Source organism: Galbitalea soli (assembly GCF_010686725.1).
GTDB lineage: Bacteria > Actinomycetota > Actinomycetes > Actinomycetales > Microbacteriaceae > Galbitalea > Galbitalea soli.
Map to the genome: position 1 here is coordinate 1,056,612 of NZ_JAAGWZ010000001.1, position 25,134 is coordinate 1,081,745.

A 25,134-nucleotide genomic window follows, 5' to 3' on the forward strand; every position below is an offset into this window, starting at 1 on the left:
TACAGTGTCTCCTGCGTGTTGCGCCCGGGCATGAAACAGAGGGTCCGCCGGGCCGCGCGCCGCTCAAATCATGGACGTCCTGCCGGGGGGCAGACTTGTCCGACTAACAGGAACGTCGACGTGGGTAAAGCCGACGTTCCGAGACCGCCGCCGCGAGGCTGAAGCTCGTCTTTCGCGTGCCGGCGCCGGTCTGGTGCCCTTCCCTATTCGGGTTAGGGAAGGGCACCGCCCCACCCCGTGCGGTGCGTCATCCCTGAGGAGGACTCGACTCACCCCGCGAGGATGACGCCCTCCGCCGGTCGCGCCCGCTACGGTGGGCCTCATGAGCCCCTCCCCCTCCCCCGGCGTCGTCGTCGACTCGGTGGCGCGCTCCTTCGGCTCCGTGCACGCCGTCCGCGATGCGTCGCTGGAGGCACCCGCGGGCCAAGTCACCGCGCTCATCGGCCCGAACGGCTCCGGCAAGACCACGCTGTTGCTCATGCTGGCCTCCCTGCTCCGGCCCGACGCCGGCACGATCAGCATCGCGGGCTTCGACCCCGTGACGCAGACGGAGGAGGTCCGCGCCCGCCTCGGCTGGATGCCCGACGTGCTGGGGTCGTGGAACGTTCTCACCGTGCGATCCGCGCTCGAGACCACGGGGCGCCTGTACCGGATGACCGCCGCTCAATCATCGCGCCGGGCATCCGAGTTGATCGAGCTCGTGGGGCTCGGCCCGATCGCCGACCAGCCGGCCCGTGTGCTCTCGCGCGGTCAGAAGCAGAAGCTGAGCCTCGCCCGGGCGCTCGTGCACGACCCGGAGGTGCTGCTGCTGGACGAGCCGGCATCCGGGCTCGACCCCGTCGCACGGAACGATCTGCAGCTGCTCATCCGCGACCTCGCCGCACGCGGAACGACGGTCCTGATCTCCAGCCATGTGCTCGCCGAACTCGATGAGATCGCCGACCGCGCCGTCTACCTGGAGGCGGGCGTGACGGCCTCGGCGGACCGGGTCGCGGCGGCGCAGGGCACCGAGCGACCCTGGCGGATCAGGGCGCGCGACCTTCCGGGGCTCGGCGGTGCGCTCGTCGCCGCCGGGGTCCACCCCGACGACATCCGCACCGACCGGGACGAACTTATCGTCCCCGTCGCCGGCGAGGACGCGGCGGCGGAGCTCCTCACCCGCCTCGTGCGCGCGGGCGTCGCGATCAGCACCTTCGCGCCCGCTCTCGGCGACCTCGAGCACACCTTCCAGGGGCTCGCCCGAGACACCCACCGACCGACCGGGAGCACACGGTGAACGCCTATCTGACCGGAATCGGGGTCATCTTCTCGCTGGAGATGCGGCAGCGCGTGCGCAGCCTCGCCTGGTACATCCTGCTCGGGGTATATGTCGTACTGATCCTGCTGGTCACGGTTATTCTGGCCCTGACTCTGGGTGCCTACCAGTCGCGCGGTTCGAATGAGGCCGGCAACGCGATTTACTCCACCGTCATCTATTTCGTCCTGCTCCTCGGCACCCTCGTCGCGCCCGCGCTCAGCGGCAACTCGATCAACGGCGACCGCGATGCCGGCACCCTGGCGACCACGCAGGTGACTCTCGTCACGACCGGCCAACTCGTGCTCGGCAAGTTCCTCGCCGCGTGGGTGACGGCGCTCGCCTTCCTCGCGGCATCGGTGCCGTTCCTGATCTACGCGGGGTTCGCGGGGCACCTCACGGTGGGTGCGACCGCCGTTTCGCTGCTCGTCCTGGCCGTCGAGCTGGGGGTCGTCGCCGCGATGGGAGTCGGTCTCTCGGGGCTCATCTCGCGGCCGCTGTTCTCGATCGTGACGACCTACCTCGTCGTCGCCGCGCTCACCGTGGGCACGCTCATCGCCTTCGCGCTGGGCGGGCTCGTGGTGCAGTCTCGACAGACGACCATCTACACCGGCGGCACCGATACCGCCCAGTACGACGACCAGGGGCGGGCGTCGGCCTGCAACCCTCCAGTCACCCAGGTTCAGACCATTCCGCGCTACGACCGTGTGTGGGGCCTTCTGGTCGCGAACCCGTACGTGCTGCTGGCGGATGCGGTGCCGACGAGCTACGACACGAGCGGTGAGCAACCCGTCGACCTGTTCGGCCAACTGAAGTTCGCGGAGCGGAGCGCGCAGATCGCCCCTCGGGTGCAGCAGACGATCGACGAATGCTCGGCGGGATACGGCGCCAGCCAGGCGAGCCCGACGCCCCGACACGTCATCGACTCGACCACGCCGGGCTGGGCGGTCGGGATGCTCGCCCAGCTCGTGCTCGCGGCGGAGGCGCTTCTCGGCGCCTGGCGGCGGCTGCGCACCCCCGCGGGACGACTCTCGAAGGGAACGCGGATCGCCTAGTCGGCGACCGATTCGGCGGCGCGGATGTCCTCCTGGAGGCCGCGCAGCGCCCCGCGCAGGGCGCGTTCCGGGTCGAGGCCCGCGAGCCGTGCCCGCGCGACGATCGCCAGGAGCCCCGCCCCCAGCTCCTCCTCGGTCGAGGCGTCGGCGGTCGCGCCGAGCCCCACCGCCGGGGTCGCGGCGGACTCACCCGCGACCGTGACGCCCAGGGCCTTCGCCTTGCCGACGAGCTTGTCGGCGAGCGCGAGGGCGGGCATCCCCTGCGGCACGCCGTCGAGCGTGCTCGTGCGATGCGGCTTCTCGACCCGCTTGAGATCATCCCAGACGGCGGCGACCTCGTCCGCGGTCTTCACCCCGGCGTCGCCGAAGACGTGCGGGTGACGACCGACCATCTTGGCCGTCATATGAGCGGCGACGTCGTCGATCGTGAACGGGTCGACCGGGTCGTGCGCGGCGATGTCGGCGTGGAAGAGCACCTGATACAGCACGTCACCCAGCTCCTCGATGAGCTCGGCGCGCCCGCCCGCCTCGATCGCCTCGATCAGCTCGTGAGTCTCCTCCACGAGGTAGCGCACGAGCGACTCGTGCGTCTGCTCCGCGTCCCACGCACAGCCGCCCGGTGCGCGCAGGCGGGCGAGTACCGCGACCAGTTCCTCGAGCTGCGGGTGCGACGTCGTCATGCGACCATCTTGCCGGGTGCGGCGGGATCCGTCTCGAACTCGGTGACCACGCGGGGCATCGCGACCCCCGCCGCGACGGTCGCCACGAGCACGACCACCACGGCGAGGAACACGGCCGCCGTCGCGGCCTGCAGGCTCGCGGGGTCGGCCAGCGCCGTCGCACCGGCGCCACTGCCGCCGGCGAGGTGGCTGTTGCCGATCGCGCCGAAGATCGCGACACCGACCGCACTTCCCATCGACCGCGCGAAGAGGTTGGTTCCGGTCACGACTCCGCGCTCGCTCCACGAGACGCTCGTCTGCGCGGCGATCAGGGAGGGCGTCGCGACGAGCCCCATGCCGAGCCCGACGACGAAGCAGGAGACGGCCGTGAGCCAGAGCGACGGGGTGTACACGACGACCGCCAGCGCGACCGCGCCCGCGAGCGCGACCACCATGCCGATCAGCACCGTCGAGCGGAAGCCGATCCGCAGATAGAGGCGACCGGACTGCGACGCGGCGATCGGCCAGCCGATCGCGAGGGACGCGAGGGCGAGACCCGAGGCGATGGGGGACACGTGCGACACCCCCTCCAGGAAGGTCGGCACATAGGAGGTGAGGCCGAGGAGGGCCGCGCCGACACCCACCGAGATGAGGGTCGTGGTGAGCAGCAGCCTGCGCGAGAGCACCCAGAGCGGGAGGACGGGCTCCGCGGCCCGGCGCTCGGCCAGCACGAAGGCGAGCAGGAGGAGGGCACCCAGCGCGAAGGCGCAGATGCTCACGGGGGCGGTCCATGGCCAGGCCTGTCCGCCCTCGAGAACGGCCACGATGAAGACGGTCAGCGCCGCCGTGAGGAGAACCGAGCCGACGTAGTCGACGCGGTGGCGGGTGCGCTCGATGTTCTCGTGGAAGGTGCGTGCGATCATCCACGCGGCGATGAGGCACAGCGGGATGTTCACGAAGAAGATCCAGCGCCACGACACGAACTGCGAGAACAGCCCGCCCAGGGTGGGGCCGACCACCGAGGAGATCGCCCAGACGCTGGCGAGGTAGCCCTGCACCTTGGCTCGTTCGGCGAGGGTGTAGATGTCGCCCGCGATCGTGATCGCCATCGGCTGAACCGCGCCCGCACCGAGCCCCTGCAACGCCCGGAAGGCGATGAGCGCGGGCATGCTCCAGGCGAAGCCGCAGAGCACCGAGCCGGCGAAGAACAACGCGATCCCGAACAGGATGATCGGCTTGCGCCCCACGGTATCGGCGAGCTTCGCGTAGATCGGCACCGACACCGCCTGTGCCAGCAGGTAGATGGAGAACAGCCACGGGAAGGAGGTGAGGCCCCCGAGATCCTTCACCACCGAGGGAACGGCGGTCGCCAGGATCGTCGAGTCGATCGCGACGAGCCCCGTCGTGAGCATCAGGGCGATGAGGATGGGACCCCGCTCGGAGCGGAAGCCGACGTCGGCGGTGGTCACGGTCATTACAGGGAGAAGGCTCGCTGGCCCTCGGTTATTCCAGTCGAAGCTCGATCCGACCGTCGGCGGTGAACGTCGCCTCGAGTCCGCGGTAGTCGGGGATGCCCGGCAGCCCGTGCGCGTGCTCCCCCGCCGCGCGCCCTACGACCACGACCTGTGCTCCCGCGGCGAGCCCCGAGGCGATTCCGGCGGGGGCATCCTCGAAGACGAGGAGCTCCGCGGGGTCGATGCCGAGCCGCTCCGCCCCCAGGAGATAGGCGTCGGGAGCCGGCTTGCCGCGCTCGATGTCCTCCGCGAACACCCGGACGGCGGGGGTGTCGAAGCCGGCGGCGCGCATCCGCAGCAGCGCGAGTCCGCGCGGCGCAGAGGTGACGAGACCCACCCGGTCCTGCGGCAGGGAGCGGACGAAGTCCACCCCGCCCGGGATCTCGACGATCCCGGCCAGCCGCTGCTCCTCCTTCGCGACCATGCCCGCGGCGATCGCCCGCGCATCCGCACCCTCGGGCAGGAACTCCCGGATCGTGTCGACCGCCTGCCGCCCGTGCGACACCGCGAGGATGTCGGCGACCCGCAACCCGAACTCCGCCGCGAACTCGCCCCAGACCTGCTCGACCACCGCGCTCGAGTCGACGAGGGTGCCGTCCATGTCGAAGAGGATGCCGCGGGCCGAGAGCAGAACAGTCACCGTGCCATCCTGCCGCAGTGGCACGGGACAATGGGTGCATGAACCTCGCGCTGGTGTCGTTGCTGCTCGTGATCGCCGCCGTCCTCCTCGTGCGGGCGGCACGCCGCGAGAAGCGCGACTACCGCCGCTTCAAGCGGCTCACGAGTACGCGCAAGCGCCAGCGGGTCTTCGCTCGATGGCTGCGAGACGCGTTCTTCCTGTTCGGCGGACTCATCGTGGTGGTGCTGCTCGCCGCCTGGCAGTACGTGCCGCTCGTGCTGAATGACACGCGGGAGTGGGCACCCGTCGCGGGGCTCACCGGGCTGTTCGAGGGAGGCATCGGGGTGGGCTTCGGCATCGGCGCCGGAATCGTCGTCGTCGCGCTACTGCTCGTCCCCGTGATCCTCCTGCGCAGCAGGGTCGACGAGGTGCCCGCCCTCGGCGACATCGGCGCACTCCTGCCGCGCACCCGTGGCGAACTGGTCTACGGGGCCGCGCTCGCCCTGAACGCGGGTGTGCTGGAGGAACTCCTGTTCCGGCTCGCGATGCCCGCCCTGCTCTTCGGAATCACCGGCAACGGGCCGCTCTCCTTCCTGATCGCGGCGCTGCTGTTCGGTCTCCTGCACCTCTACCAGGGTCTGCCGGGGGTGGCGGGCTCGACCGTGCTCGGGCTCCTGTTCACCGTCGTCTACGTGCTATCGGGATCGATCGCCGTGCCGATCGTGCTGCACGCCCTGATCGACCTGCGGTCTCTCGTGCTCATCCCGGTGGTCATCCAGAAAGTGCACCGGGTGGAGGCATGAGAAGTTTCTGAGAGATCGGCGACGGCCTCTCAGACTGCACCGGATTGTCAGGAACGCGGGGAGATACTGACCCCGTGGAACCCGCATCGAAGACCTTCGAGGCCGAGCTGGTCGAGCACCGCCCCGGCGGCGTGCTGCGGCTCGCGCCGCCCATCGCCCCGTTCGAGCTCGTGGTGCGGCGGCGAGCGGATGGCAGCGAACTCATCCGCACCCCCGCCGAGCTCGACGCTCCCGAACTCCTCCTCGACACGGTGCGCCGCGACCTCGATGAGATGACGGTCGACGAGTTCATCGCCGAGTGGAAGATGCCCGACAGCCTCTAGGCTGGCGCCCCAGTTTTCGCCCCAGTTCGCGCCCCAGGGGCGCCCGGTGGATGCCCCAGTTGGGTGAATGCGCTCCGGCACGCTTGCCCGGCCTCCCGGTCTCAGCCCACCATGGGGCCATCGGAGCTCCCCCGGCTCCGAGGTCAGCGTCGACGAAGTACCCGAGCGATGCCGAACGCGTTTCCCGAGCGAGCGCGATCCCGCGGCATCCCGACCCCCGGAGCGCGACATGACCACGACCGAACAGCCACGCGCAGCACTCACCGGGCCCGCCCGGCCGACCCCCTCGGGGGTGCACCCGCACCTGCCGACACCGCCGAGCGATGCCGAGAAGTACAGCTATTTCGGGGTGCAGCGCCGCTGGCCCTTCGTCTGGCTGTTCCTCGCCCAGCTGTTGCTCACCTCCTGCTTCGCCCTCGTCATGGCGCACAACCCGGCCGCCTCACTCGGGCTCATCCTCCTCACCTTCCTCGTGCCGCCGATGGTCGTGAACCTGTGGCTGCGGCTGCGCCGCCGGCGCGTCGGCCTCGAGGACCACGTCGTGCGCATCGAGGACTGGCGTCGCGGCCGCACCTCGTTCCCCAGCGTCGACGTGTTCCTGCCGAGCTGCGGCGAGGATCCGGCCGTGCTCGACAACACCTTCCGCCACGTCAAAGCGCTCGACTGGCCGGGCAGCCTCACCATCCACGTGCTCGATGACGCGGATGATCCGGCCACCCGCGAGCTCGCCGCGAGGTGGGGGCTGCGCTACGTCGTGCGCCCGAACCGCGGCGAATGGAAGAAGGCCGGCAACCTCATCCACGCCTTCGAACACAGCCAGGGTGACTTCATCGCGGTCTTCGACGCGGACTTCGCGCCGCGGCCGGACTTCCTGTGGGAGACCGTGCCCTATATGGCGGAGTCGGAGACGGGCGTGGTGCAGACCGCCCAGTACTTCGACGTGGACGGCCGGGTGAACGAGTTCGCGCGCTTCGCGGGATCGCTGCAGGAACTGTTCTTCCGGTGGATCCAGCCCGCCCGCGACACCTACGAGGCGGCCATCTGCGCGGGAACCAACGTGGTCTATCGGCGCGCGGCGGTCGTCGCGGCGGGCGGCTTCGCGCGGGTGCCGCTGGGCGAGGACGTCCACTCCGGCGTGAAGATCTGGGTCGCCAACTACCGCACCCGCTATCTGCCGCTCGTGCTCGCCAAAGGGCTCGCGCCCGACACCTGGGCGGCCCTGACCAATCAGCAGTACCGCTGGTGCCGGAGCTCCATGCTGCTCATGGTCAGCACGTTCTTCCGGGAGGCGCCCTTCAGCCTGCAGCAGCGCATCTGCTTCTGGGCGGCCTTCCTCTACTACATGTCGTCGGCCGCCATGGTGCTGATCGCCGTGCTGCCCACGCTCGTGATCGTCTGGTTCTACCCCGGTGAGATCCGTCCCGCGCTGTACCTCCCGATGCTCCCCGCGATCGCGGCGACGCTGCTCGTGTTCCCTCTGCTCGCCCGCGGCTGGCGGCCGACGATCTTCCGGGTCTGCATGATCAACACCTTCTGCCACGTGCAGGCCGTCTACGACGCCCTCCGCGACCGGGTGCAGGCGTGGGTGCCGACGGGAGCGGCCGGACTGGCGCCGGTGCGGAAGAAAGGGGATGTGCCGAGGCGGACCGCCCTCATCGCACGGGTCTGGTTCCTGACCACTCAGGCGCTGCTCTGGGCCGGCATCGTGCGGGACTGGTCGCTCGGCGTCGATCCGCTGCGGATGTGGCCGACCATCGCACTCGGCGCGGTGCAGTTCGCCATGCTCGCGCCGACCCTGCTCACCCTCAAGCCCGCGCACGACTGAGCCAGGAGGGGAAACGCCATGACGACCACCACCCTCTCACCGGCACGACCGGCCGCGCCCGCCCTCCCCGCGCGGGATCCGTCGCTCACCCCGCGCGGGGACCGCCGATTCCGGCCCGACATCCAGGGGCTGCGCGCGATCGCGGTGCTTCTCGTCGTGCTCTACCACGCCGGGGTGCCCGGAGTCCCCGGCGGCTACGTGGGCGTCGACGTCTTCTTCGTGATCTCCGGATTCCTCATCACGCGGCAACTGCTGGAGGAGGCACTCGGATCGGGTCGCGTTCGCCTGGCGCGATTCTGGGCGCGCCGCATCCGTCGCCTGCTGCCCTCCGCGCTCCTCGTGGTCGCGGCCACCGTCGTCGCCGCACGCATCTGGGGTCCGCCACTTCAGGCGACCGCCACGGCGCGCGACGGGGTCGCGGCGGCCCTCTACTCTCTCAACTACCTCCTCGCCGGGGAGGGCGTCGACTACCAGCACGCGACCGCCGCTCCGTCACCGCTCCAGCACTTCTGGTCGCTCGCGGTGGAGGAGCAGTTCTACCTCGTCTGGCCCCTGCTCATCGCCATGGTCGCGCTCGTTACGCGCGGCCGGTTGCGGCCGGCGCGCCTTCCCCTGCTTCTCACGGTGATCGCCGCGGGGAGTGCGCTGAGCCTCCAGTCCTCCGTCGCCACCACTGCGGTGAACGCACCGCTCGCCTACTTCGCGCTGCACACCCGCGCCTGGGAACTCGGCGTCGGCGCCCTCATCGCGGTCGGCGTGCCGCTGCTCGTGCGCCTTCCCGCGGCGCTCGCCGCCGCGCTCCCCTGGCTGGGACTCGTGGCGATCGTGGGATCGAGCGTCAGCTACACCGATGCGACTCCCTTCCCGGGGATCGCGGCGCTCGTCCCCGTGCTCGGAGCGGGCGCGGTCATCACGGGCGGGCTCGCGGAGCGACCGCGGGGCGTCGACGCGCTCATCGGCGGACGCGTGACGCGGTTCCTGGGGACGATGTCGTACGGCTGGTATCTGTGGCACTGGCCGGCGATCATCCTGGGGCCGGCCCTGTTCGGGATCGCCTTCGGCTGGCCCGAGAAACTCGAGCTGAGCGTGCTCGCCCTGTGGCTCGCCGTGCTCGGGCACCTCGTGATCGAGCGGCGCACCATGAACCGCCCGCTGCGCACTCGTCGCTGGATCGTCCGCGGCGGGGCTCTGTCGGCCCTCGTCGCCCTGCTCTGCGGGGGGCTCGCCGTTGCCTCCCCCAGCGTCGCGACCGGCGGAGGCACCGTCGCATCGCTCGACCTGCGCGCGGCGCAGAGCTCACTCGCGACACTGCTCTCGGTAGGTGAGCGCACGCGCGTGCTGCCCGCGAATCTCACCCCCTCGCTCGTGCGGGCCGCGCGCGACACCCCGCCCACCACGGCCGACGGCTGCCACCTCGACTTCAGCCAGATCGACGAGCCCGCGTGCGTCTACGGAGACACGACGGCGCGGCGCACGATCGTGCTGTTCGGCGACTCGCACGCGGAGCAGTGGTTCGGCGCGGTCGATGCGCTGGGCATCCACGGGGGCTGGCGCGTGGTTGCGTGGACCAAGGCGGCCTGCCCGGTCGCGGCGGTCGTGCTGCGCAACCCCCAGCTCAAGCGCACGTACACCGAGTGCGGGCGGTGGCGGGAGCGGACCCTGCGCCGCATCGCCGAGCTCCACCCCGAGGTGGTGATCGCGAGTCAGGCCGACACCCTCGCCGGACCGGGGTACGCGAACGCCGAGTGGGGTACGAAGACCGCGGAGACGTTGCACTCGCTGCAGCGCGCGGCCGGCAGCGTCGTCCTCCTCGGCGACACCCCGCACCCCCTCCAGGACGTGCCCGGCTGCCTCGCCGGGCACCCCACCGCCGCGACCGAGTGCGCGGTGCCGATCTACTCCAAGACACCGTACGACTACCTCACCCCCCGACGAGCGGCGGTCGTTCACGCGAGCGCCGCGATCGGAGTGCCCGTCATCGACCCCACGCCGTGGTTCTGCACCTCAAGCGCCTGCCCGGCCGTCGTCGCGAACACGCTCGTCTACCGAGACGACAGCCACATGACCCAGCACTACAGCCGGGCTCTGGAACCCATGCTCAGCTCGGCGCTGGAGGGAATCCTTCCGGCCGCCACCCAGCCATCCGGGGAGAAGAAATGACCCGAGCGGAACGCGCCTGCTACCGCGTGCTCATGACCCTCGGGGGCGCCACCGGGCTCGCGTTCTACGCGTGGTGGCTGCAGCCCGAGCACCTGCCGCACAACGCGAGCGGTCTCGGGCACCTGCTCGACGTCGGGATCTTCGCGGTGCTGACCGCGGTGCTGAGCCACCGGGCGTTCATGGAGCTCTACACCTGGGTGGTCATCCGCCGGATCGAGCCGCGGCGCGCCGCACCCCGGCCCCAGGAGGGGCTTCGGGTGGCGTTCATCACCACCTTCGTGCCGGGCGCGGAAGGGCTCGACCTCCTGGCGCGCACCCTGCCGGGAATGCTCGCGGCCGATTATCCGCACGACACCTGGCTGCTCGACGAGGGCGGCGACGAGGATGCCCGAGCACTGTGCGAGGCGCTCGGCGTGCGGTACTTCAGCCGCCGCGGCATCCGCGCCTACAACCTGGTCGCGGGCCCGTTCACCGCGAAGACGAAGGGCGGCAATCACAACGCCTGGTACGAGGAGGTGGGTCACGAGTACGACGTCGTCGCGCAGATCGACACGGACTTCGTGCCGCGACGCGACTTCCTCACCGCCACGCTCGGGTACTTCCGCGACCCCCGCATCGGCTGGATCGGGACGCCGCAGATCTACGGCAACACCGACTCGTTCATCGCGCGCGGGGCCGCGCAGCAGCAGTTCGGCTTCTACGGTCCGGTGATGCGGGGGCTGAGCGGACGGCGGACGGCCAACATGATCGGCGCGAATCACGTGGTGCGGGTCGCCGCGCTAGCCGACATCCGCTTCTACGCGGGCCACCTCACCGAAGACCTGCTCACGGGGATGCGGCTGCACGCCGCGGGCTGGCGCAGCGTCTACGTGCCGGAGCCGCTCGCCATCGGGGAGGGACCGGAGACGTGGCAGGCCTACTTCAGCCAGCAGATGCGCTGGGCATCCGGCTGCATGGATGTGCTGCGCTGGCACTCGCCCCGGCTCGTGCGCCGAATGCCCCGCGCGCAGGCGCTGCTCTCGCTCGCGCTGCAGCAGGGCTACTTCAGCGGCCTCGCGAGCGCACTCGGCATCGCCCTGCTCGCCGCCTACTTCTTCGGCGGAATCGAGATCTCGCGGGTGCCGCTGCTCGGGCTCATCGAGTGGGGCGGACCCTTCCTCGCGATGCGCGTGCTGATCCTGCTCTGGATGCAGCGCTTCACGGTGCGGCCGACGCTCGAACGCGGACTCCACCTCGCCGGCCACGTGCTCTCACTCGCGGCCTGGCCCATCTACCTCCTCGCCTTCGTGGGCGTGGCCCGCAGCCGACCGCTCGCCTTCCGGGTGACGCCGAAGGGCGGCGTCTCCCAGCGCTCGGTCGGGCTGCTGCGGCTGTTCCGGCCCCACCTCGTGCTCGCGCTCGTGAGTCTCGCGTGCGTCGTCGCGGGCCTGCTGCGGCCCGAGCCCTCAGCGGTGCTCATGGCGTGGGCGATCATCAACACGGTGACCCTCGGCTCCTTCGTCGTGATGGCCACCCTCGCGACGATTCGACGGCGCGGGCGCGGGCGCGCACGCGGGCACGAGCATCCTCCCGCCCTGTCGCGGCCCGACTCCGGCGCGACCGCTCCCGGAATGCCGGTCTCGGCGACGGCGCCCTGATGCCGTCGGCGGGCCGAGGGGCATGGATCGCGCGCGCCGGGCGCCGGCTGCGGCGCGCTCCTCGGGTCGGAGCGATCCCGGCAGCGGGTCTCGTCGTCGTCGCCATCGCCGCCGCCGCTCTCCTCGGCGGAGCGCTCATCCGGGGCGTCCCGCCGCCCACGGGTCCCGCGGCTCCGCATCCCGCGCTCGCGCGCGCGCCGCTGGGAGCGACCGCGCGATGGGGCGCGACCTTCGACCCCGATGCTCCCCTCGCCACTGCGATCACCGAGGCCGAGTCCGCCGTTCATCGGCACATCGACATCGTGGGTCGATTCATCTCCTGGACCTGGCCGACTCCCGTGCAGAAGTCGGTGATCGATCGACTGCGGGCGATCAGCTCACCGACCCGCACGGTGATGATCACCTGGCAGCCGGGCGAACACGCGGGTGTCGGCCCGGGAACGACGCCCGGCACGGGGCTCCTTCAGCGCATCGCGGCCGGGCGCGAGGACGCGGCCGCCATCGGGTTCCTGCGCCAGCTCGCCGACTTCCGCGGGCCGGTGGTGATCCGCTTCGCACACGAGATGAACGGGTCGTGGTACCCGTGGTCGGGCGACCCGGCGCACTACGTGGCCGCCTGGTCGCGCATCCACGGCCTCGTCGCCCGCTTCGCGCCGGCCGCACGCATGGCCTGGAGCGTCAACAACGTGGATCAGCCCGCGGCGAACCGGTTCGAGCGCTACTGGCCGGGGGCCGCTCAGGTCGACATGATCGGGCTGGACGGCTACAACTGTCTCGCCGGCTGGCAGAGCCCCGCCCAGGTGTTCGCGCGCGCCTACGCGCGCCTCCTGGCTCTCGCCCCGACCACTCCCCTGTGGATCACGGAGACCGCGAGTTGCGAGTCCTCGCCCGCGGTGCCGGGATCGGCGGATTCCTCCAAGGCGGCGTGGATCACGGGCCTGCTCGGCAGTCGCGAGCTGCCGCGAGTGACCGCGGTGGTGTGGTTCGACCGCGACAAGGAGTACGACTGGCGGATCTCCTCGACCCCCGCTGCCGCCGCCGCCCTCCGACGGGCGCTCGCCGTTCAGCCGTAGACGCGCACGTAGTCGACGACGAAGCGCTGGGGCGTTCGGGTGGCCGGCGAGACGGGCCCGGGGAAGTCGCCGCCGATCGCGAGGTCGAGGATGAGGAAGACGCGATGGCTGAACACCCAGCGGCCACCGGCACCGACCACCTCGGCGCGGGTCACCGTACCGTAGCGACGGCCGTCGATCGAGAAGCTGACCGAGCCAGGAGACCAGCTCGCGGCGTACACGTGGAATCCACCGGAGAGTGGTGCCGCGGAATCGTGCGTGACCCCGTGCTGATAGGCGGAGCCGTCTGCCGCGGGTCCGTGCAGAGTGCCGAACACGGTCCGCGGCCGGTTGCCGCCGACCTCCATCACGTCGATCTCGCCGGCCGCCGGCCAGTCGACCCGGCGCAGGTCATCCCCGAGCGCCCAGAAAGCGGGCCACACGCCGGGGGTGGTGGGCACCTGCGCGCGCACCTCGAGCCGACCGTAGCCGGCGGTGACCCGGCCCTCCGTGGTGAGCCGCGCCGAGGTGTAGTCGTTCCTCGATCCGTCGGAGCACACGTGACCGGGCTGGTGCAGGGCCGTGATCACCAGATGACCCGCGCCGTCCGTCGCCGCATTGCCCGGCACCCGGGTGTAGCACTCGAGCTCGTGATTGCCCCAGCCGGCGCCCCCCGTCTCGGCGACCCAGCTCGCCCGGTCGGGCGGTGCGCCCGCGGCACCCGAGAAGTCGTCGCTCCACAGCAGGTGCAGCGGCGCGGGCGCGGGCAAGGGAGGGGCGGGGTGACGAGGTGCGCCCGCGCAGCCGGACAGCACGAGCACGAGCACGAGCACGAGGCCCAGCAGGGCGAGAAGTCGGGTGCCCGGCGCGCGCACGGCGGCTCCCGTCAGCCCGCGGGGGCGTCGACGGGCGCCGGGAAGATCGCGCCGAGCAGGGTCGCGGTCCAGTCGACGAGCGCCGCATCGTCGAGGGGCTCGCCCCCGATGCGCGGCATCGGGACGGTGAGCGCCTTCGCCTGAGCGAGGTAGCGCGACCCCGGGTACATGCGCTGCAATCGCACCTGGATCGAGTCGGGGAGGTCGGCGGGGGCGACGCGGAGGTTGGACCCCATCGCGACCACGTCGCTCAGCCCCGCCTTCTGCGCCAGGCGACGCAGCCGGGAGACGGCGATCAGGTTGAGCACGGGAGCGGGCGGCTCGCCGTAGCGATCGGTGAGCTCCTCGAGAACGTTGTCGATCTGCTCGGGCGCCGAGGCGGGGGCGGATGCCGTGGAGAGCTTCTGGTAGGCCTCCAGCCGCAGGCGCTCGCTCTCGACGTATTCCTCGGGAATGTGCGCATCCACCGGGAGTTCGAGACGGAGCTCGGTCTGGCCCTCGGCGACATCACCGCGGAAGGTCGAGACGGCCTCGCCGATCATCCGCAGATAGAGATCGAAGCCGACTCCCGCGATGTGGCCCGACTGCTCACCGCCCAGGAGGTTGCCCGCGCCGCGGATCTCGAGGTCTTTGAGCGCGATCTGCATACCGGAGCCGAGATCGTTGTTGGCCGCGATCGTGGAGAGCCGGTCGTGCGCGGTCTCGGAGAGCGGCTTCAGCTCGTCGTAGAGGAAGTAGGCGTAGGCGCGCTCGCGACCGCGACCGACGCGCCCGCGGAGCTGGTGCAGCTGGGAGAGCCCGTACTTGTCGGCGCGATCGATGATGAGGGTGTTCGCGTTGGCGATGTCGAGGCCGGTCTCGATGATGGTCGTGGAGACGAGCACGTCGAACTTGCGCTCCCAAAAGTCGACCATGACCTGCTCCAGAACGTGCTCTGAGAGCTGACCATGGGCGACCGCGATGCGGGCCTCGGGAACGATCTCGGCGATCTGCGCGGCCACCCGGTTGATCGAGGAGACCCGGTTGTGCACGTAGAACACCTGACCCTCGCGCAGCAGCTCGCGTCGGATCGCGGCACCGATCTGCTTGTCGGAGCGCGGGCCGACGAAGGTGAGGATGGGGTGCCGATCCTCGGGCGGGGTGGCGAGCGTCGACATCTCGCGGATCCCGGTCACCGCCATCTCGAGCGTTCGCGGGATGGGGGTGGCCGACATCGCGAGGATGTCGACGTTGGTCTTGAGCTTCTTGAGCGCGTCCTTGTGCTCCACGCCGAAGCGCTGCTCCTCGTCGATGATCACGAGGCCGAGGTCTTTGAAGGTCACCGACTGCCCGAGAATGCGGTGGGTTCCGATGACCATGTCGACCGAGCCGTCGGCGAGGCCGTCGATCGTCTCCTTCGCCTCCCGATCGGTCTGGAACCGGCTGAGCGCCTTGAGGTGCACGGGGAACCCGGCGAAGCGCTCGACGAAGGTCTCCAGGTGCTGTTTGACGAGCAGCGTGGTGGGCACGATCATCGCGACCTGCTTGCCGTCCTGAATCGCCTTGAACGCGGCGCGCACCGCGACCTCGGTCTTGCCGTAGCCCACGTCGCCGGAGAGCAGCCGGTCCATCGGGATCGGCGACTCCATGTCGCGCTTGACCTCCTCGATGGTCGTGAGCTGGTCGGGCGTCTCGGCGAAGGGGAAGGCCTCCTCCAGCTCGCGCTGCCACGGGGTGTCGGGCGGGAAGGCGTGCCCGCGCGAGGCCATGCGGGCCGAGTAGAGCTTCACGAGCTCGACGGCGATGTCGCGCACCGCCTTGCGCGCCTTGCCCTTGGCGGCGGCCCAGTCGCTGCCGCCCATCTTGCTGAGCGCAGGTGCCTCGCCGCCCACGTAGCGGGTGAGCAGGTCGAGCTGGTCGGTGGGCACAAAGAGTTTGTCACCGGGATACCCGCGCTTGTTGGGCGCGTACTCGACGACGAGGAACTCGCGGGTGGACTTGACCGGGTTGCGCCCGCCGCTCGACACCTCGCGCTGCGTCAGCTCGAGGAACTTGCCGATGCCGTGCGTCTGGTGCACGACGAAGTCGCCGGCCTTGAGCTGCAGCGGGTCGACGACGTTCTTGCGCCGGCTGGCGAGCTTCTTCACCTGCCGCGAGTCGTAGCCCGCGGTGCGCCCGTAGAACTCGCCCTCGCTCAGGAGGGCGAACCGGGCCTCGGGCACTTCGAAGCCCGCCTCGACGGCGCCCTTCACGAGGTAGACGACGCCGTTGTCGGGATGCTCGGGCAGGTCATCCACGATCCGCCCGGCGATCCCGTGCTCGCCCAGCACGTCTGCGGCGCGTTCGACCAGGCCGGTGCCGAGGGCGGCCACCACGACGGTCCATCCCGCGCGGGTGAGCTCGCCGACATGCTCGATCGCCCCGCCCAGCTGCCCCGCGAAGCTGGGAACAGCGGTCGCCTCGATGCGCACGTACTCGCCCGCGCCCTCGATGAGCTGCGCGACCGAGGCCACGTCGTCACTCAGCGCGGCGAGTCCGGAGTCGAAGCCGCTGAAGGTCCACCACGGACGGTCACCCGCGCTCGCCCGCAGACCGCCGAGCGTGAGGAAGTCGCCCGCGTCGAGATCGATCGGTGCCTCCGCACCCGCTGTGGCGGCGCTCCAGGCCGCGGAGAGGAACTCGCGGTTCGTCTCGAGCAGGCTGACCGCCCGGGTCGCGACGCGCTCCGGCGACAGCACGGCGATCGCCGCGCTCGCCGGAAGATACGAGGTGAGGGGCACGAGTCGGTCGACGAGGGCCGGCGCCAGCGACTCCATGCCCTCGACCGGAATGCCCTCCGAGATCTTGGCGAGCATCTGCCCGATGCTCGGGAACTCGTGCTGCATCTCGCGCGCCCGCTGCCGCACCGCCTCGCTGAGCAGCATCTCGCGGCTGGCCGGGAAGCTGGCCTCCGGCAGCGGATCGCCGAGGCTGCGCTGGTCGGCGACCGAGAAAAACCGCAGTTGTTCGACCTCGTCGCCGAAGAACTCGATGCGCACGGGGTGTTCGGCGATCGGCGAGAACACGTCGAGGATGCCGCCGCGAACCGCGAACTCGCCCCGGCGGGTGACCATGTCGACCCGTGAGTAGGCGAGATCGACGAGCCCGTGGGCGATCGCGGTGAGATCGTAACCGCGGCCGCCCGCGGCGAGCCGGATCGGCTCGAGTTCGGTGAGGTTGTCGGCGAGGGGCTGCAGCGCCGCCCGGACCGACGCGACGATGATGATGTCGCCCTGGGGGTCGGCCTCCCAGGCCTTCAGCCGACGCAGCGCGTCGATGCGCTTGCCCACGGTCTCGGCCGAGGGGCTCAGGCGCTCGTGCGGCAGGGTCTCCCAGGCGGGGAACTCGATCACGGCGGCGTGCGGCGCGATGGAGGCGAGGGCGCCGCGCAGGGCCTCCGACTCACGACCCGTCGCGGTGATCGCGAGAAGCGCCTGCGGGGTTCCTCGCCGGTGCAGGAGCGCCGCGAGGAGGGGGGCGCGAAGCCCGTCGACGAGGGAGAAGTCGACACTGCGGCCGCTGTACGAGAGGGCGTTCTCGAAGGACTGGGCGCGCGAAAGCCCCCCGATTATTCGTTCGAGTACCACCCGACAAGTGTAGGCGAGCGCGCCGACACCCGGCCGCGCGGGGCGTCAGCGGGCGGTGTGCCAGCGCAGCTGGGCGGGCGCGAGCCCCTCACGCGTGATCTGCTCCACCGCGTCGGCCGCGTCGGAGATGAGGCTCGGCAATGCCTCGCGCTCGGCACCGGAGAAGTTCTGCAGCACGAAGTCGGCCGCCTGCTGGCGCCCGGGCGGACGGCCGATGCCGACGCGCACCCGGGTGAACTCGGGGGTGCCGGCACGAGCAGCGATGTCGCGGATGCCGTTGTGGCCGCCGTTGCCGCCGCCGACCTTCAGCCGGAGGGTGTCGAAGGGGATGTCGAGCTCGTCATGCACGACGATGAGGCGCGAGGCATCCAGCTTGTAGAAACGCAGGAGCGCCTGCACCGGACCGCCGGAGAGGTTCATGAAGGTGGCCGGCTTGGCGAGGATGAGGCGCGGAGCATCCGGCCCACTTCGCCCCTCGGCCACGAGGGCGTTGCTGCGATGGGTCGTGAAGCGCGAGCCGATGCGCCGTGCGAGCTCGTCGACGACCATGAAGCCGATGTTGTGGCGATTGCCGGCGTAGCCGGGCCCGGGATTGCCGAGCCCGGCTACAAGCCACTGGTTTGTGTCCACTGGCAGTCGCGCGCGAAAGAGCCCGATTATTCGGCGGATTCCTCGGCGGCGGCATCCTCGGCAGCCCCCTCGGTCTCGCCCGCGGACTCTTCTTCCTCACCGAGGTCGGCGGCGACCTCACCCGTGATGCCCACGACGAGCAGCTCGGGGTCGGAGACGAGCGTCGACCCGGAGGGCAGCTCGACCTCGGCCGCGGTGATGTGCGTGCCCTCCTCGAGGCCCTCGATGGAGACGACGACGCGCTCGGGGATGTGGGTGGCCTCGACCTCGATGGAGATCGTCGTCGCGTCCAGGTTCACCGAGGTGCCGGGAGCCGACTCGCCCTCGAGGTGCACGGGGATGTCAACGATGACCTTCTCGCCCTTGCGGACGACGATCAGGTCGAGGTGCTCGATGATCTGGCGCACCGGATCCTTCTGCACATCCTTGACGAGGGCCAGCTGGCTCTTGCCCGAGATGTCGAGGTCGAGGATGGCGTTCGCCTTGCGGATGATGAGCGCGACCTCGTGGCCGGGCAGCGTGACGTGCTGCGGCTCGGTGCCGTGGCCGTAGATGACGGCCGGGATCTTGCCGGCAGCGCGGATCTTGCGGGCCGCGCCCTTGCCGAACTGGGTACGCGCTTCGGCGACCAGCTTGTTGTCGTCAGACATTGTGGATTCTCCTTGTGAGCCGTCTCGCGGCCCAGATCGTTATCTGTTGTTCAACTCGAACGCATGTCAGCGTGAGGACCAGCCGGAAAGCTTCGCTCCACCGCGTCGATCACGGATACCGCGGTCGCAACCGCGTCTCCCTCGCCGAAGTTCGGCCCCTAAAGGACCAGTCGTCGAGCCTATCAGTAGAACTCCCGGGTGTTAACCGGGTTCAGGAGGGGACGTCCGTCGAGCAGGCGCGTCGCGTTCTCGGCGAACAGTTCCGCGATGCGGCGATCCTCGAGGGAGCTGAGCGCCGCCGAGTGCGGGCTGATGAGCACGTTGGGGAGATCCCAGAGCGGGCTCGACGCGTCGAGCGGCTCGGCGTAGACCACGTCGAGGGCGGCGAAACCGATGCGGCCGTCCTGCAGCGCCTCCACGAGCGCCTCCTCGTCGACGGTCGTGCCGCGGCCGACGTTGACGAGAGTGAGGCCGGGCTTCACGGCGGCGAGCACCTCGCGGCTGAGCATCCGGTGGGTCTGCTCGGTGCCGGGGAGGGCGAGCACGACGGCGTCGGCGACCGCCACGACCTCGGCGAGCTGCTCGGGCGAGACGATCCGTGAGACCCCCGGCGCGTCCACCTCCCGGCGATGCACGCCGATCACGGTCGCGCCCAGCAGCGCGAGCGTCTCGGCGACCCGGCGGCCGATGCCGCCGAGGCCCACCACGACGACGGTCTGCTCGGAGACCTGTCCCATCGCCCAGCGGTCATCCCACTGGTGGGCGGCCTGGCGCTCCCGCAGCCGGGGCAGCTCCTTCGCGCCCGCGAGCACGCCAAACACGGCGAACTCGGTGAGCGGCTGGGCGTGGGTGCCGCCCGAGGTGGTGAAGCGGATGCGCGCCAGCTGCTGCTCGCTCAGCCGGGCCACCCGTACCTGCGCTCCCCCGCCCGCCGCCATCGTGTGCACCCAGCGCAACCCCGGGTTCGCCTCCGCCGTGCGCCGCAGGGCCCGTGCCGACTCGTCGGGCAGGCCGTAGAGCGCGTCGGCGGAATCGACGAGCGCGTCGAAGCGCGCCTGCTGCTCGGGCGTGCGCACGAACGCCGGATCGCCGCGGTGGTCGCCCGGGTGGCGCTGCGGCGGGAGCAGCGATTGGTCGCGGACGAGCTCGACGCGGGGCTCGCGCTCCTCGATGAGCCGGCAGAGCTCCTCGCTCAGGGGGCTCGACACGACGACGCGCAGGCTTTCAGACACGGGACGACACTCCAACGGCGGGGACGGGCAGGGACGGTGGCGAGACGGGGCGGGGATCGGCGGACGGCAGGGACGGGGACGGAGCGCACGGCTGACGCCCGGACGGGGGGATTGCGACCCCGCACTCACCCTAACTAGCGTGAGGCCACATCCGTCGATCGGGCGAGGGATGCGCACCACCCCACCGACGACAGGGGGCTCCGTCGGAATGAGCACGACCGACCTCGTCGCGGCGTCCATCGTCGCGCCCCACGGCCGCCAGTACTCGAGTTTCTCGAAGGCGGCGAAGGCCGCGCATCCGGCCCCCTCGATCTTCTCGGCGCGCGACCACCGCGCCCACCTCCTGCGGCGCGCCACCTTCGGCGCGAGCCCCGCTGATGTGAAGTCATTGGCGAAGCTCGGCGTGAACAAGTGGCTCGCGAAGCAGCTGAAGCCCGAGACCCTCGCCGACCCGCAGGGCGACGCGGCCTGGCGGGCGTTCCCCCTGGCGGGCGCCTCCGCGGCGACGATCACGCGGTCCATTCCTCGATACAGCTGGGAGGCGATGTTCCAGACCAGCCAGGCGGCGCTCGCGCGGCAGATGTTCTCCTCGCGCCAGCTGTACGAGGTGGTGGTCGACATCTTCGCGAACCACCTGCACGTCGCGATCCCGGGCGAGCAGTGGAACACCTCGCCGGACTACCTGCGAACGGTCATCCGCGCGCACGCCTTCGGCCGCTACTCCGACATGCTCGTGGCGGCCATGCGCCACCCCGCGATGCTCACCTACCTGGGCAACGACCAGTCGCGCAAGGCGGCGGTGAACGAGAATCTTGGACGGGAACTCCTCGAACTGCACACCGTGGGCGTGACGGCCGGGTACACCGAGGCCGACGTCAAGGCGAGCGCCGCCATCCTCTCCGGCCGCACCTGGAACTGGCAGACCGGCCAGTACGTGTTCGACGCGAGCCAGCACGTGACCGGCCGCGTGCGCGTCATGGGCTTCACCCACTCGAACGCCGTCGCCGCCCAGGGGCACGCGGTCGGCGACGCCTACCTGCACTACCTCGCGATGCATCCGGCGACGGCACGGATGATCGCCCGCATCATCGCGACCCGCTTCGTCTCCGACACCCCCAGCGCCGACCTCGTGAACCGGCTCGCCCGCGTCTACCTGGCCCACGGCTCCGATATCCGCCAGGTCGTGAAGGCGGTGTTCCGGAGCAGCGACTTCTGGGCATCCGTCGGCACCCGCATGCGGCGCCCCCTCGAGGACGCGGTCGGCGCGGTGCGCGCGATCGGGATCAGCTGCGGACCGCACATGGCGGCCGCCGTCGCCAACATCTACTGGTACCTCGACAGCTCCGGCCAGACGCCGTTCGGCTGGAACCCGCCGAACGGCTACCCCGACGTGGCCGACGCCTGGCTGGGGGCGGGTTCGATGATCCAGCGATGGAACCTGCACCGCGTGCTCGTGTACGGCTGGTGGAGCGGCCTCGGGTATCGCGACCCCGCCACGCTCGTGAAGCGCGTGCCCGGGATGACCGCCTCCGCCTGGGCGCGCGCCGCGGCCAAGCGCCTCCTGCACACCACCCCGAGCACGCGTCACCTCAGCGCCGTGCTCGTCGGCGCGGGGCTCCGCGCCTCGGCCCCCGCGCCCACCTCGAGCTGGGAGTGCGGAAAGGTCGCCTCCCTGCTGCTCGACTCCGCCTACTTCCAGCTGCGCTGACCCGCCGAACCGAGGAGCAGACCAGATGAGCGACACCGCAACCGTGACCGTCGCGGACGACGCGATCCTCCGCTCGCTGCACCCCGACTGCCCCGACTGGGAGCGGCTCGGGCCGACCGCGCGCGACGCCGCCCTGCGCGCTGCCGCGACCGCCGCCACCCTCGAGGCCGACCAGCGCGACGAGCAGTGGTCGCGCGGATTCAACCGCCGCACCTTCCTCAAGGGCGGTCTCGGCGTCGGCGTCGCAGCGCTCGGCGCGCAACTCGTCACGAGTCGGGTCTCCTACGCGGCCGCCGACGTGCCCACGACCGGCACGCTCGTCGTCGTCTTCCTGCGGGGCGGGATGGACGGCCTCTCGCTGCTCGTGCCCGCCGCCGACGATGCGGCCCTCGCCGCCGCCCGGCCCGGTGTCGCGGTGCGCGCCGCCTCAGCCCTGCCCTTCGACACGGCCCGCGGGTTCGGGCTGCACCCCGCGCTCGCGCCGCTGCAGCCGCTCATCTCGGCGGGCAAGGTCGCGGCGGTCCCCGCGGTCTCGACCCCCGACCTGTCGCGCAGCCACTTCCAGGCTCAGGACTGCCTCGAGCGCGGATCGAGCTCGCGCCTCACCTCCGGCTGGCTCGACCGCGTGCTCGCCGTCTCCGGGCCGGGCACCACCTTCCGCTCGGTCGCCGTGGGAGGACTGCTGCCGCGATCGATGATGGGCAGCTCCCGTTCGATCGCGATGTACGACCTGCAGTCGATCGCCCTCGACGGGGTGGACGACGTGCCCGCGACGAAGAGCGCGCTGATGGCGCTGTACACGGGGGTCGATCATCCGATCGCGACCCAGACCGGCCTCGCGATCGGCGCCCTGAACACGATGGCGCAGGTGCGTGCCACCCCGCCCGCGGGGCCCGCGACCGTGTACCCGAAGGGCAATCTGGGCGATGCGCTCGCCTCGCTCGCCACCCTGATCAAGGCGCAGGTGGGCGTGCGCGTCGCCTGCATCGACGTGGGCGGCTGGGACACCCACACCGGCATGGGCACGGTCGACGCCGGCGACATGAGGCGCCACCTCGGCGACCTCGCGACCGCGCTCGCCGCGTTCACGAGCGATCTCGGCACCGCGCTCGACTCCACGACGATCGTCGCGATGAGCGAGTTCGGGCGCCGGGTGGAGCAGAACGCGAGCGGCGGCACCGACCATGGTCACGGCGGCGCGGTGCTGGTGCTCGGCGGCGGCGTCAGCGCGGGGGTCCACGGCACGTGGCTGGGGCTCGACCCGACGCTGCTCGACCAGGGCGACGTGCCCGGCTGGAACGACTACCGCGACGTGCTCAGCGACGTCGTGACGAAGCGGCTCGGGCTCAGCACGGGCTCGATGGGCACGGTCTTCCCCGGCTGGACGCCCACGCCCGTCGGCATCATGGCCTGAGCTCGCGGATGATCGTCCCCACGATCTCCTCCAGCGACTGGTCGATCGCCACCACGATGCCCGGCTCGTCCACGGCCAGCGATTCCAGCGTGGCGAGCTGCGAGTCGAGGAGGCTCGTCGGCATGAAGTGGTCGTGGCGGCCGCGCATCCGCTCCTCGAGCAGTGCGCGCGAGCCCTCCAGCTCGACGAAGCGCACACCCGGCGCACCGGCGCTGATGCGCTCACGGTAGACCCGGCGCAGGGCGCTGCAGGCGACCACCATGCCGGTCGAGGCGCCCCCGGCGAGCGTCGCGGCGACGCGGTCGAGCCACGGCCAGCGGTCCTCATCGGTGAGCGGGTGCCCGGCCGCCATCTTCGCGACGTTGGCGGCGGGGTGCAGATCGTCGGCGTCGACGAAGGGCACGCGCAGCCGCGACGCGAGGGCCGCGCCGACGGTCGACTTACCGGAGCCCGAGACCCCCATGACGACGATGAGCTGGGGCACGATCATCCCTCTCGTTCCACCGATGGAACTCCACCCTAGCGAGCGGTTCCCGTCTCACCCCTCCACCCACCTCGGGCCGCTAACGTTGGACCACGTACTTCAACCCCTGGGAGATCTTCCGTGAACGCAACACCCACCGCCGCTACAGCAAATATCGGAGTCGTCGGATTGGCGGTGATGGGATCCAACCTCGCCCGCAACCTCGCCAGCCGCGAGGGCAACACGGTCGCGGTGTACAACCGCACTTGGGCCAAGACCGAGACGCTCATCACCGAGCACCCCGAGGCCGGCTTCGTCGCATCCAAGACGATCGAGGAGTTCGTCGCCTCGCTCGAGAAGCCGCGCGCCGCCCTGATCATGGTGCAGGCGGGTGCCGGAACCGACGCGGTCATCGATGAGCTGTCGGCGCTCTTCGAGGAGGGCGACATCATCATCGACGGCGGCAACGCCCTGTTCACCGACACGATCCGGCGCGAGAAGGCGGCCCGCGAGAAGGGCCTCAACTTCGTCGGCACTGGCATCTCCGGTGGCGAGGAGGGCGCGCTCAACGGTCCGTCGATCATGCCCGGCGGCTCGGCGGAGGCCTACGAGAAGCTCGGCCCGATCTTCGCCTCCATCGCGGCGGTGGCCGAAGGCGAGCCCTGCGTCACGCACGTCGGAACCGATGGCGCCGGGCACTTCGTGAAGATGATCCACAACGGCATCGAGTACGCCGACATGCAGCTCATCGCCGAGGCGTACGACCTCATCCGCCAAGGCACCGGAGCGGCCCCGGCCGAGATCGCCGACATTTTCGCGGAGTGGAACAAGGGCGAGCTCGAGTCGTACCTGATCGAGATCACCGCCGAGGTGCTGCGCCAGACGGACGCGGAGACGGGGAAGCCCCTCGTCGACGTCATCCTCGATCAGGCCGGCTCCAAGGGGACCGGCGTCTGGACCGTGCAGAACGCGCTCGACCTCGGTATCCCGGTCTCCGGCATCGCCGAGGCGGTGTTCGCCCGCGCGCTCTCGTCGAAGCCCGCTCAGCGCGCCGCCGCGAGCAGCCTCCCCGGGCCGGCCGAGCCGTGGACGGTCGACGACAAGGCCACCTTCGTCGAAGACGTGCGACGCGCTCTCTACGCCTCGAAGATCGTCGCGTACTCGCAGGGCTTCGACGCGATCATCGCGGGCGCGGAGAAGTACGGCTGGGACATCAAGAAGGGTGAGATCGCGAAGATCTGGCGCGGTGGCTGCATCATCCGCGCCCAGTTCCTCAACCGCATCACCGACGCCTACAACGACGACCCCGAGCTCGTCGCCCTCCTCACCGCGCCGTACTTCCGGGCCGCGATCGAGGGTGCGCAGGAGTCGTGGCGCCAAGTCGTCGCGCACGCGGCGAAGGCCGGGATCCCCTCCCCCGCGTTCTCCTCCTCGCTCGCCTACTACGACGGGATCCGCGCCCCGCGCCTTCCCGCCGCGCTCGTGCAGGGCCAGCGCGACTTCTTCGGCGCCCACACCTACCAGCGGGTCGACAAGGAGGGCACCTTCCACACGCTGTGGTCGGGCGACCGCACCGAGATCGAGAGCGCCGGCAGCAGCCACTAGCGTGAGCTCAG

Annotated in this window: 20 protein-coding genes; 11 read left to right on the forward strand and 9 right to left on the reverse strand. The window is 70.9% G+C overall.

Translation table 11 applies throughout. From position 1 onward, the window contains the following. Window positions 1–322 precede the first annotated feature (322 nt). Complete coding sequence (locus tag G3T37_RS04975) at window positions 323–1,276, forward strand: ABC transporter ATP-binding protein (protein ID WP_163472323.1); 954 nt, start codon at window positions 323–325, stop codon at window positions 1,274–1,276. Continuing rightward, complete coding sequence (locus G3T37_RS04980) at window positions 1,273–2,349, forward strand: ABC transporter permease (RefSeq protein WP_338401185.1); 1,077 nt, start codon at window positions 1,273–1,275, stop codon at window positions 2,347–2,349. Before G3T37_RS04975 ends, G3T37_RS04980 begins: the two co-directional genes overlap by 4 nt. Here G3T37_RS04980 and G3T37_RS04985 read toward each other — a convergent pair. From G3T37_RS04985 to G3T37_RS04995, 3 genes are read right to left on the reverse strand one after another with little or no spacing between them, the layout of a single operon-like run. Next, window positions 2,346–3,029 (reverse strand): nucleoside triphosphate pyrophosphohydrolase, encoded by a 684-nt coding sequence (locus tag G3T37_RS04985; RefSeq protein WP_163472324.1) that lies wholly within the window; start codon window positions 3,027–3,029, stop codon window positions 2,346–2,348. The two genes, G3T37_RS04980 and G3T37_RS04985, sit on opposite strands and share 4 nt — an antisense overlap. Beyond that, window positions 3,026–4,483, reverse strand: coding sequence for an MDR family MFS transporter (locus G3T37_RS04990; RefSeq protein WP_163472325.1), 1,458 nt, complete (start codon window positions 4,481–4,483; stop codon window positions 3,026–3,028). The genes G3T37_RS04985 and G3T37_RS04990 overlap by 4 nt, the downstream gene beginning before the upstream one ends. 28 nt (window positions 4,484–4,511) lie before the next feature. Beyond that, entirely contained in the window at window positions 4,512–5,162 is a 651-nt protein-coding gene (locus G3T37_RS04995; RefSeq protein ID WP_338401186.1) for an HAD-IA family hydrolase, read from the reverse strand. Between the two features lie 38 nt (window positions 5,163–5,200). On the opposite strand from G3T37_RS04995, the gene G3T37_RS05000 reads away from it, so the two are divergent. From G3T37_RS05000 to G3T37_RS05025, 6 genes are all read left to right on the forward strand, one after another. Continuing rightward, window positions 5,201–5,944 (forward strand): CPBP family intramembrane glutamic endopeptidase, encoded by a 744-nt coding sequence (locus G3T37_RS05000; RefSeq protein ID WP_163472326.1) that lies wholly within the window; start codon window positions 5,201–5,203, stop codon window positions 5,942–5,944. 74 nt (window positions 5,945–6,018) lie between these two features. After that, window positions 6,019–6,267: a hypothetical protein gene (locus tag G3T37_RS05005; protein ID WP_163472327.1), complete on the forward strand. Its 249-nt coding sequence runs from the start codon at window positions 6,019–6,021 to the stop codon at window positions 6,265–6,267. Between the two features lie 229 nt (window positions 6,268–6,496). Then, on the forward strand, window positions 6,497–8,092 hold the full coding sequence (locus tag G3T37_RS05010; protein WP_163472328.1) for a glycosyltransferase family 2 protein: 1,596 nt from the start codon (window positions 6,497–6,499) through the stop codon (window positions 8,090–8,092). Between the two features lie 18 nt (window positions 8,093–8,110). Further along, window positions 8,111–10,252 carry an acyltransferase family protein gene (locus G3T37_RS05015; RefSeq protein WP_163472329.1) on the forward strand — a complete coding sequence of 714 codons (2,142 nt, stop codon included), beginning with the start codon at window positions 8,111–8,113 and terminating at the stop codon, window positions 10,250–10,252. Next, window positions 10,249–11,889 carry a glycosyltransferase family 2 protein gene (locus G3T37_RS05020; RefSeq protein WP_163472330.1) on the forward strand — a complete coding sequence of 547 codons (1,641 nt, stop codon included), beginning with the start codon at window positions 10,249–10,251 and terminating at the stop codon, window positions 11,887–11,889. Before G3T37_RS05015 ends, G3T37_RS05020 begins: the two co-directional genes overlap by 4 nt. Next, complete coding sequence (locus tag G3T37_RS05025) at window positions 11,889–12,962, forward strand: glycoside hydrolase family 26 protein (protein ID WP_163472331.1); 1,074 nt, start codon at window positions 11,889–11,891, stop codon at window positions 12,960–12,962. The genes G3T37_RS05020 and G3T37_RS05025 overlap by 1 nt, the downstream gene beginning before the upstream one ends. Here G3T37_RS05025 and G3T37_RS05030 read toward each other — a convergent pair. The 5 genes from G3T37_RS05030 to G3T37_RS05050 form a co-directional block, all read right to left on the reverse strand. Then, entirely contained in the window at window positions 12,953–13,816 is an 864-nt protein-coding gene (locus G3T37_RS05030; RefSeq protein WP_163472332.1) for a family 16 glycosylhydrolase, read from the reverse strand. The two genes, G3T37_RS05025 and G3T37_RS05030, sit on opposite strands and share 10 nt — an antisense overlap. 11 nt (window positions 13,817–13,827) lie before the next feature. Next, entirely contained in the window at window positions 13,828–17,421 is a 3,594-nt protein-coding gene (gene mfd, locus G3T37_RS05035) for a transcription-repair coupling factor (protein WP_163472333.1), read from the reverse strand. A 45-nt stretch (window positions 17,422–17,466) separates the two neighbouring features. Further along, the gene (gene pth, locus G3T37_RS05040) at window positions 17,467–18,051 is read right to left on the reverse strand and encodes an aminoacyl-tRNA hydrolase (RefSeq protein ID WP_163472334.1); all 585 of its coding nucleotides are present in this window, start codon (window positions 18,049–18,051) and stop codon (window positions 17,467–17,469) included. A 26-nt stretch (window positions 18,052–18,077) separates the two neighbouring features. After that, complete coding sequence (locus G3T37_RS05045; RefSeq protein WP_163472335.1) at window positions 18,078–18,701, reverse strand: 50S ribosomal protein L25/general stress protein Ctc; 624 nt, start codon at window positions 18,699–18,701, stop codon at window positions 18,078–18,080. Window positions 18,702–18,883: 182 nt separating this feature from the next. Next, on the reverse strand, window positions 18,884–19,933 hold the full coding sequence (locus G3T37_RS05050) for a D-2-hydroxyacid dehydrogenase (RefSeq protein WP_338401187.1): 1,050 nt from the start codon (window positions 19,931–19,933) through the stop codon (window positions 18,884–18,886). A 208-nt stretch (window positions 19,934–20,141) separates the two neighbouring features. Here G3T37_RS05050 and G3T37_RS05055 point away from each other — a divergent pair, with 208 nt between their 5' ends. Together G3T37_RS05055 and G3T37_RS05060 are read left to right on the forward strand one after the other, a co-directional pair. Further along, a complete protein-coding gene (locus G3T37_RS05055; protein ID WP_163472337.1) occupies window positions 20,142–21,641 on the forward strand; it encodes a DUF1800 domain-containing protein in 1,500 nt (499 codons plus the stop codon). Between the two features lie 25 nt (window positions 21,642–21,666). Next, a complete protein-coding gene (locus G3T37_RS05060) occupies window positions 21,667–23,055 on the forward strand; it encodes a DUF1501 domain-containing protein (RefSeq protein ID WP_163472338.1) in 1,389 nt (462 codons plus the stop codon). Here G3T37_RS05060 and G3T37_RS05065 read toward each other — a convergent pair. Continuing rightward, complete coding sequence (locus tag G3T37_RS05065) at window positions 23,045–23,545, reverse strand: gluconokinase (protein ID WP_163472339.1); 501 nt, start codon at window positions 23,543–23,545, stop codon at window positions 23,045–23,047. The two genes, G3T37_RS05060 and G3T37_RS05065, sit on opposite strands and share 11 nt — an antisense overlap. A gap of 114 nt (window positions 23,546–23,659) precedes the next feature. On the opposite strand from G3T37_RS05065, the gene gndA reads away from it, so the two are divergent. Then, window positions 23,660–25,123 (forward strand): NADP-dependent phosphogluconate dehydrogenase, encoded by a 1,464-nt coding sequence (gndA, locus tag G3T37_RS05070; RefSeq protein WP_163472340.1) that lies wholly within the window; start codon window positions 23,660–23,662, stop codon window positions 25,121–25,123. Window positions 25,124–25,134 lie beyond the last annotated feature (11 nt).

Bases quoted from the DNA above. Each gene is read 5' to 3' on its own strand.
- G3T37_RS04975 (WP_163472323.1), top strand. From the start codon at position 323: ATGAGCCCCTCCCCCTCCCCCGGCGTCGTCGTCGACTCGGTGGCGCGC.
- G3T37_RS04985 (WP_163472324.1), bottom strand. From the start codon at position 3,029: ATGACGACGTCGCACCCGCAGCTCGAGGAACTGGTCGCGGTACTCGCC.
- G3T37_RS04990 (WP_163472325.1), bottom strand. From the start codon at position 4,483: ATGACCGTGACCACCGCCGACGTCGGCTTCCGCTCCGAGCGGGGTCCC.
- G3T37_RS05000 (WP_163472326.1), top strand. From the start codon at position 5,201: ATGAACCTCGCGCTGGTGTCGTTGCTGCTCGTGATCGCCGCCGTCCTC.
- G3T37_RS05010 (WP_163472328.1), top strand. From the start codon at position 6,497: ATGACCACGACCGAACAGCCACGCGCAGCACTCACCGGGCCCGCCCGG.
- G3T37_RS05015 (WP_163472329.1), top strand. From the start codon at position 8,111: ATGACGACCACCACCCTCTCACCGGCACGACCGGCCGCGCCCGCCCTC.
- G3T37_RS05020 (WP_163472330.1), top strand. From the start codon at position 10,249: ATGACCCGAGCGGAACGCGCCTGCTACCGCGTGCTCATGACCCTCGGG.
- G3T37_RS05025 (WP_163472331.1), top strand. From the start codon at position 11,889: ATGCCGTCGGCGGGCCGAGGGGCATGGATCGCGCGCGCCGGGCGCCGG.
- G3T37_RS05045 (WP_163472335.1), bottom strand. From the start codon at position 18,701: ATGTCTGACGACAACAAGCTGGTCGCCGAAGCGCGTACCCAGTTCGGC.
- G3T37_RS05055 (WP_163472337.1), top strand. From the start codon at position 20,142: ATGAGCACGACCGACCTCGTCGCGGCGTCCATCGTCGCGCCCCACGGC.
- G3T37_RS05060 (WP_163472338.1), top strand. From the start codon at position 21,667: ATGAGCGACACCGCAACCGTGACCGTCGCGGACGACGCGATCCTCCGC.
- G3T37_RS05065 (WP_163472339.1), bottom strand. From the start codon at position 23,545: ATGATCGTGCCCCAGCTCATCGTCGTCATGGGGGTCTCGGGCTCCGGT.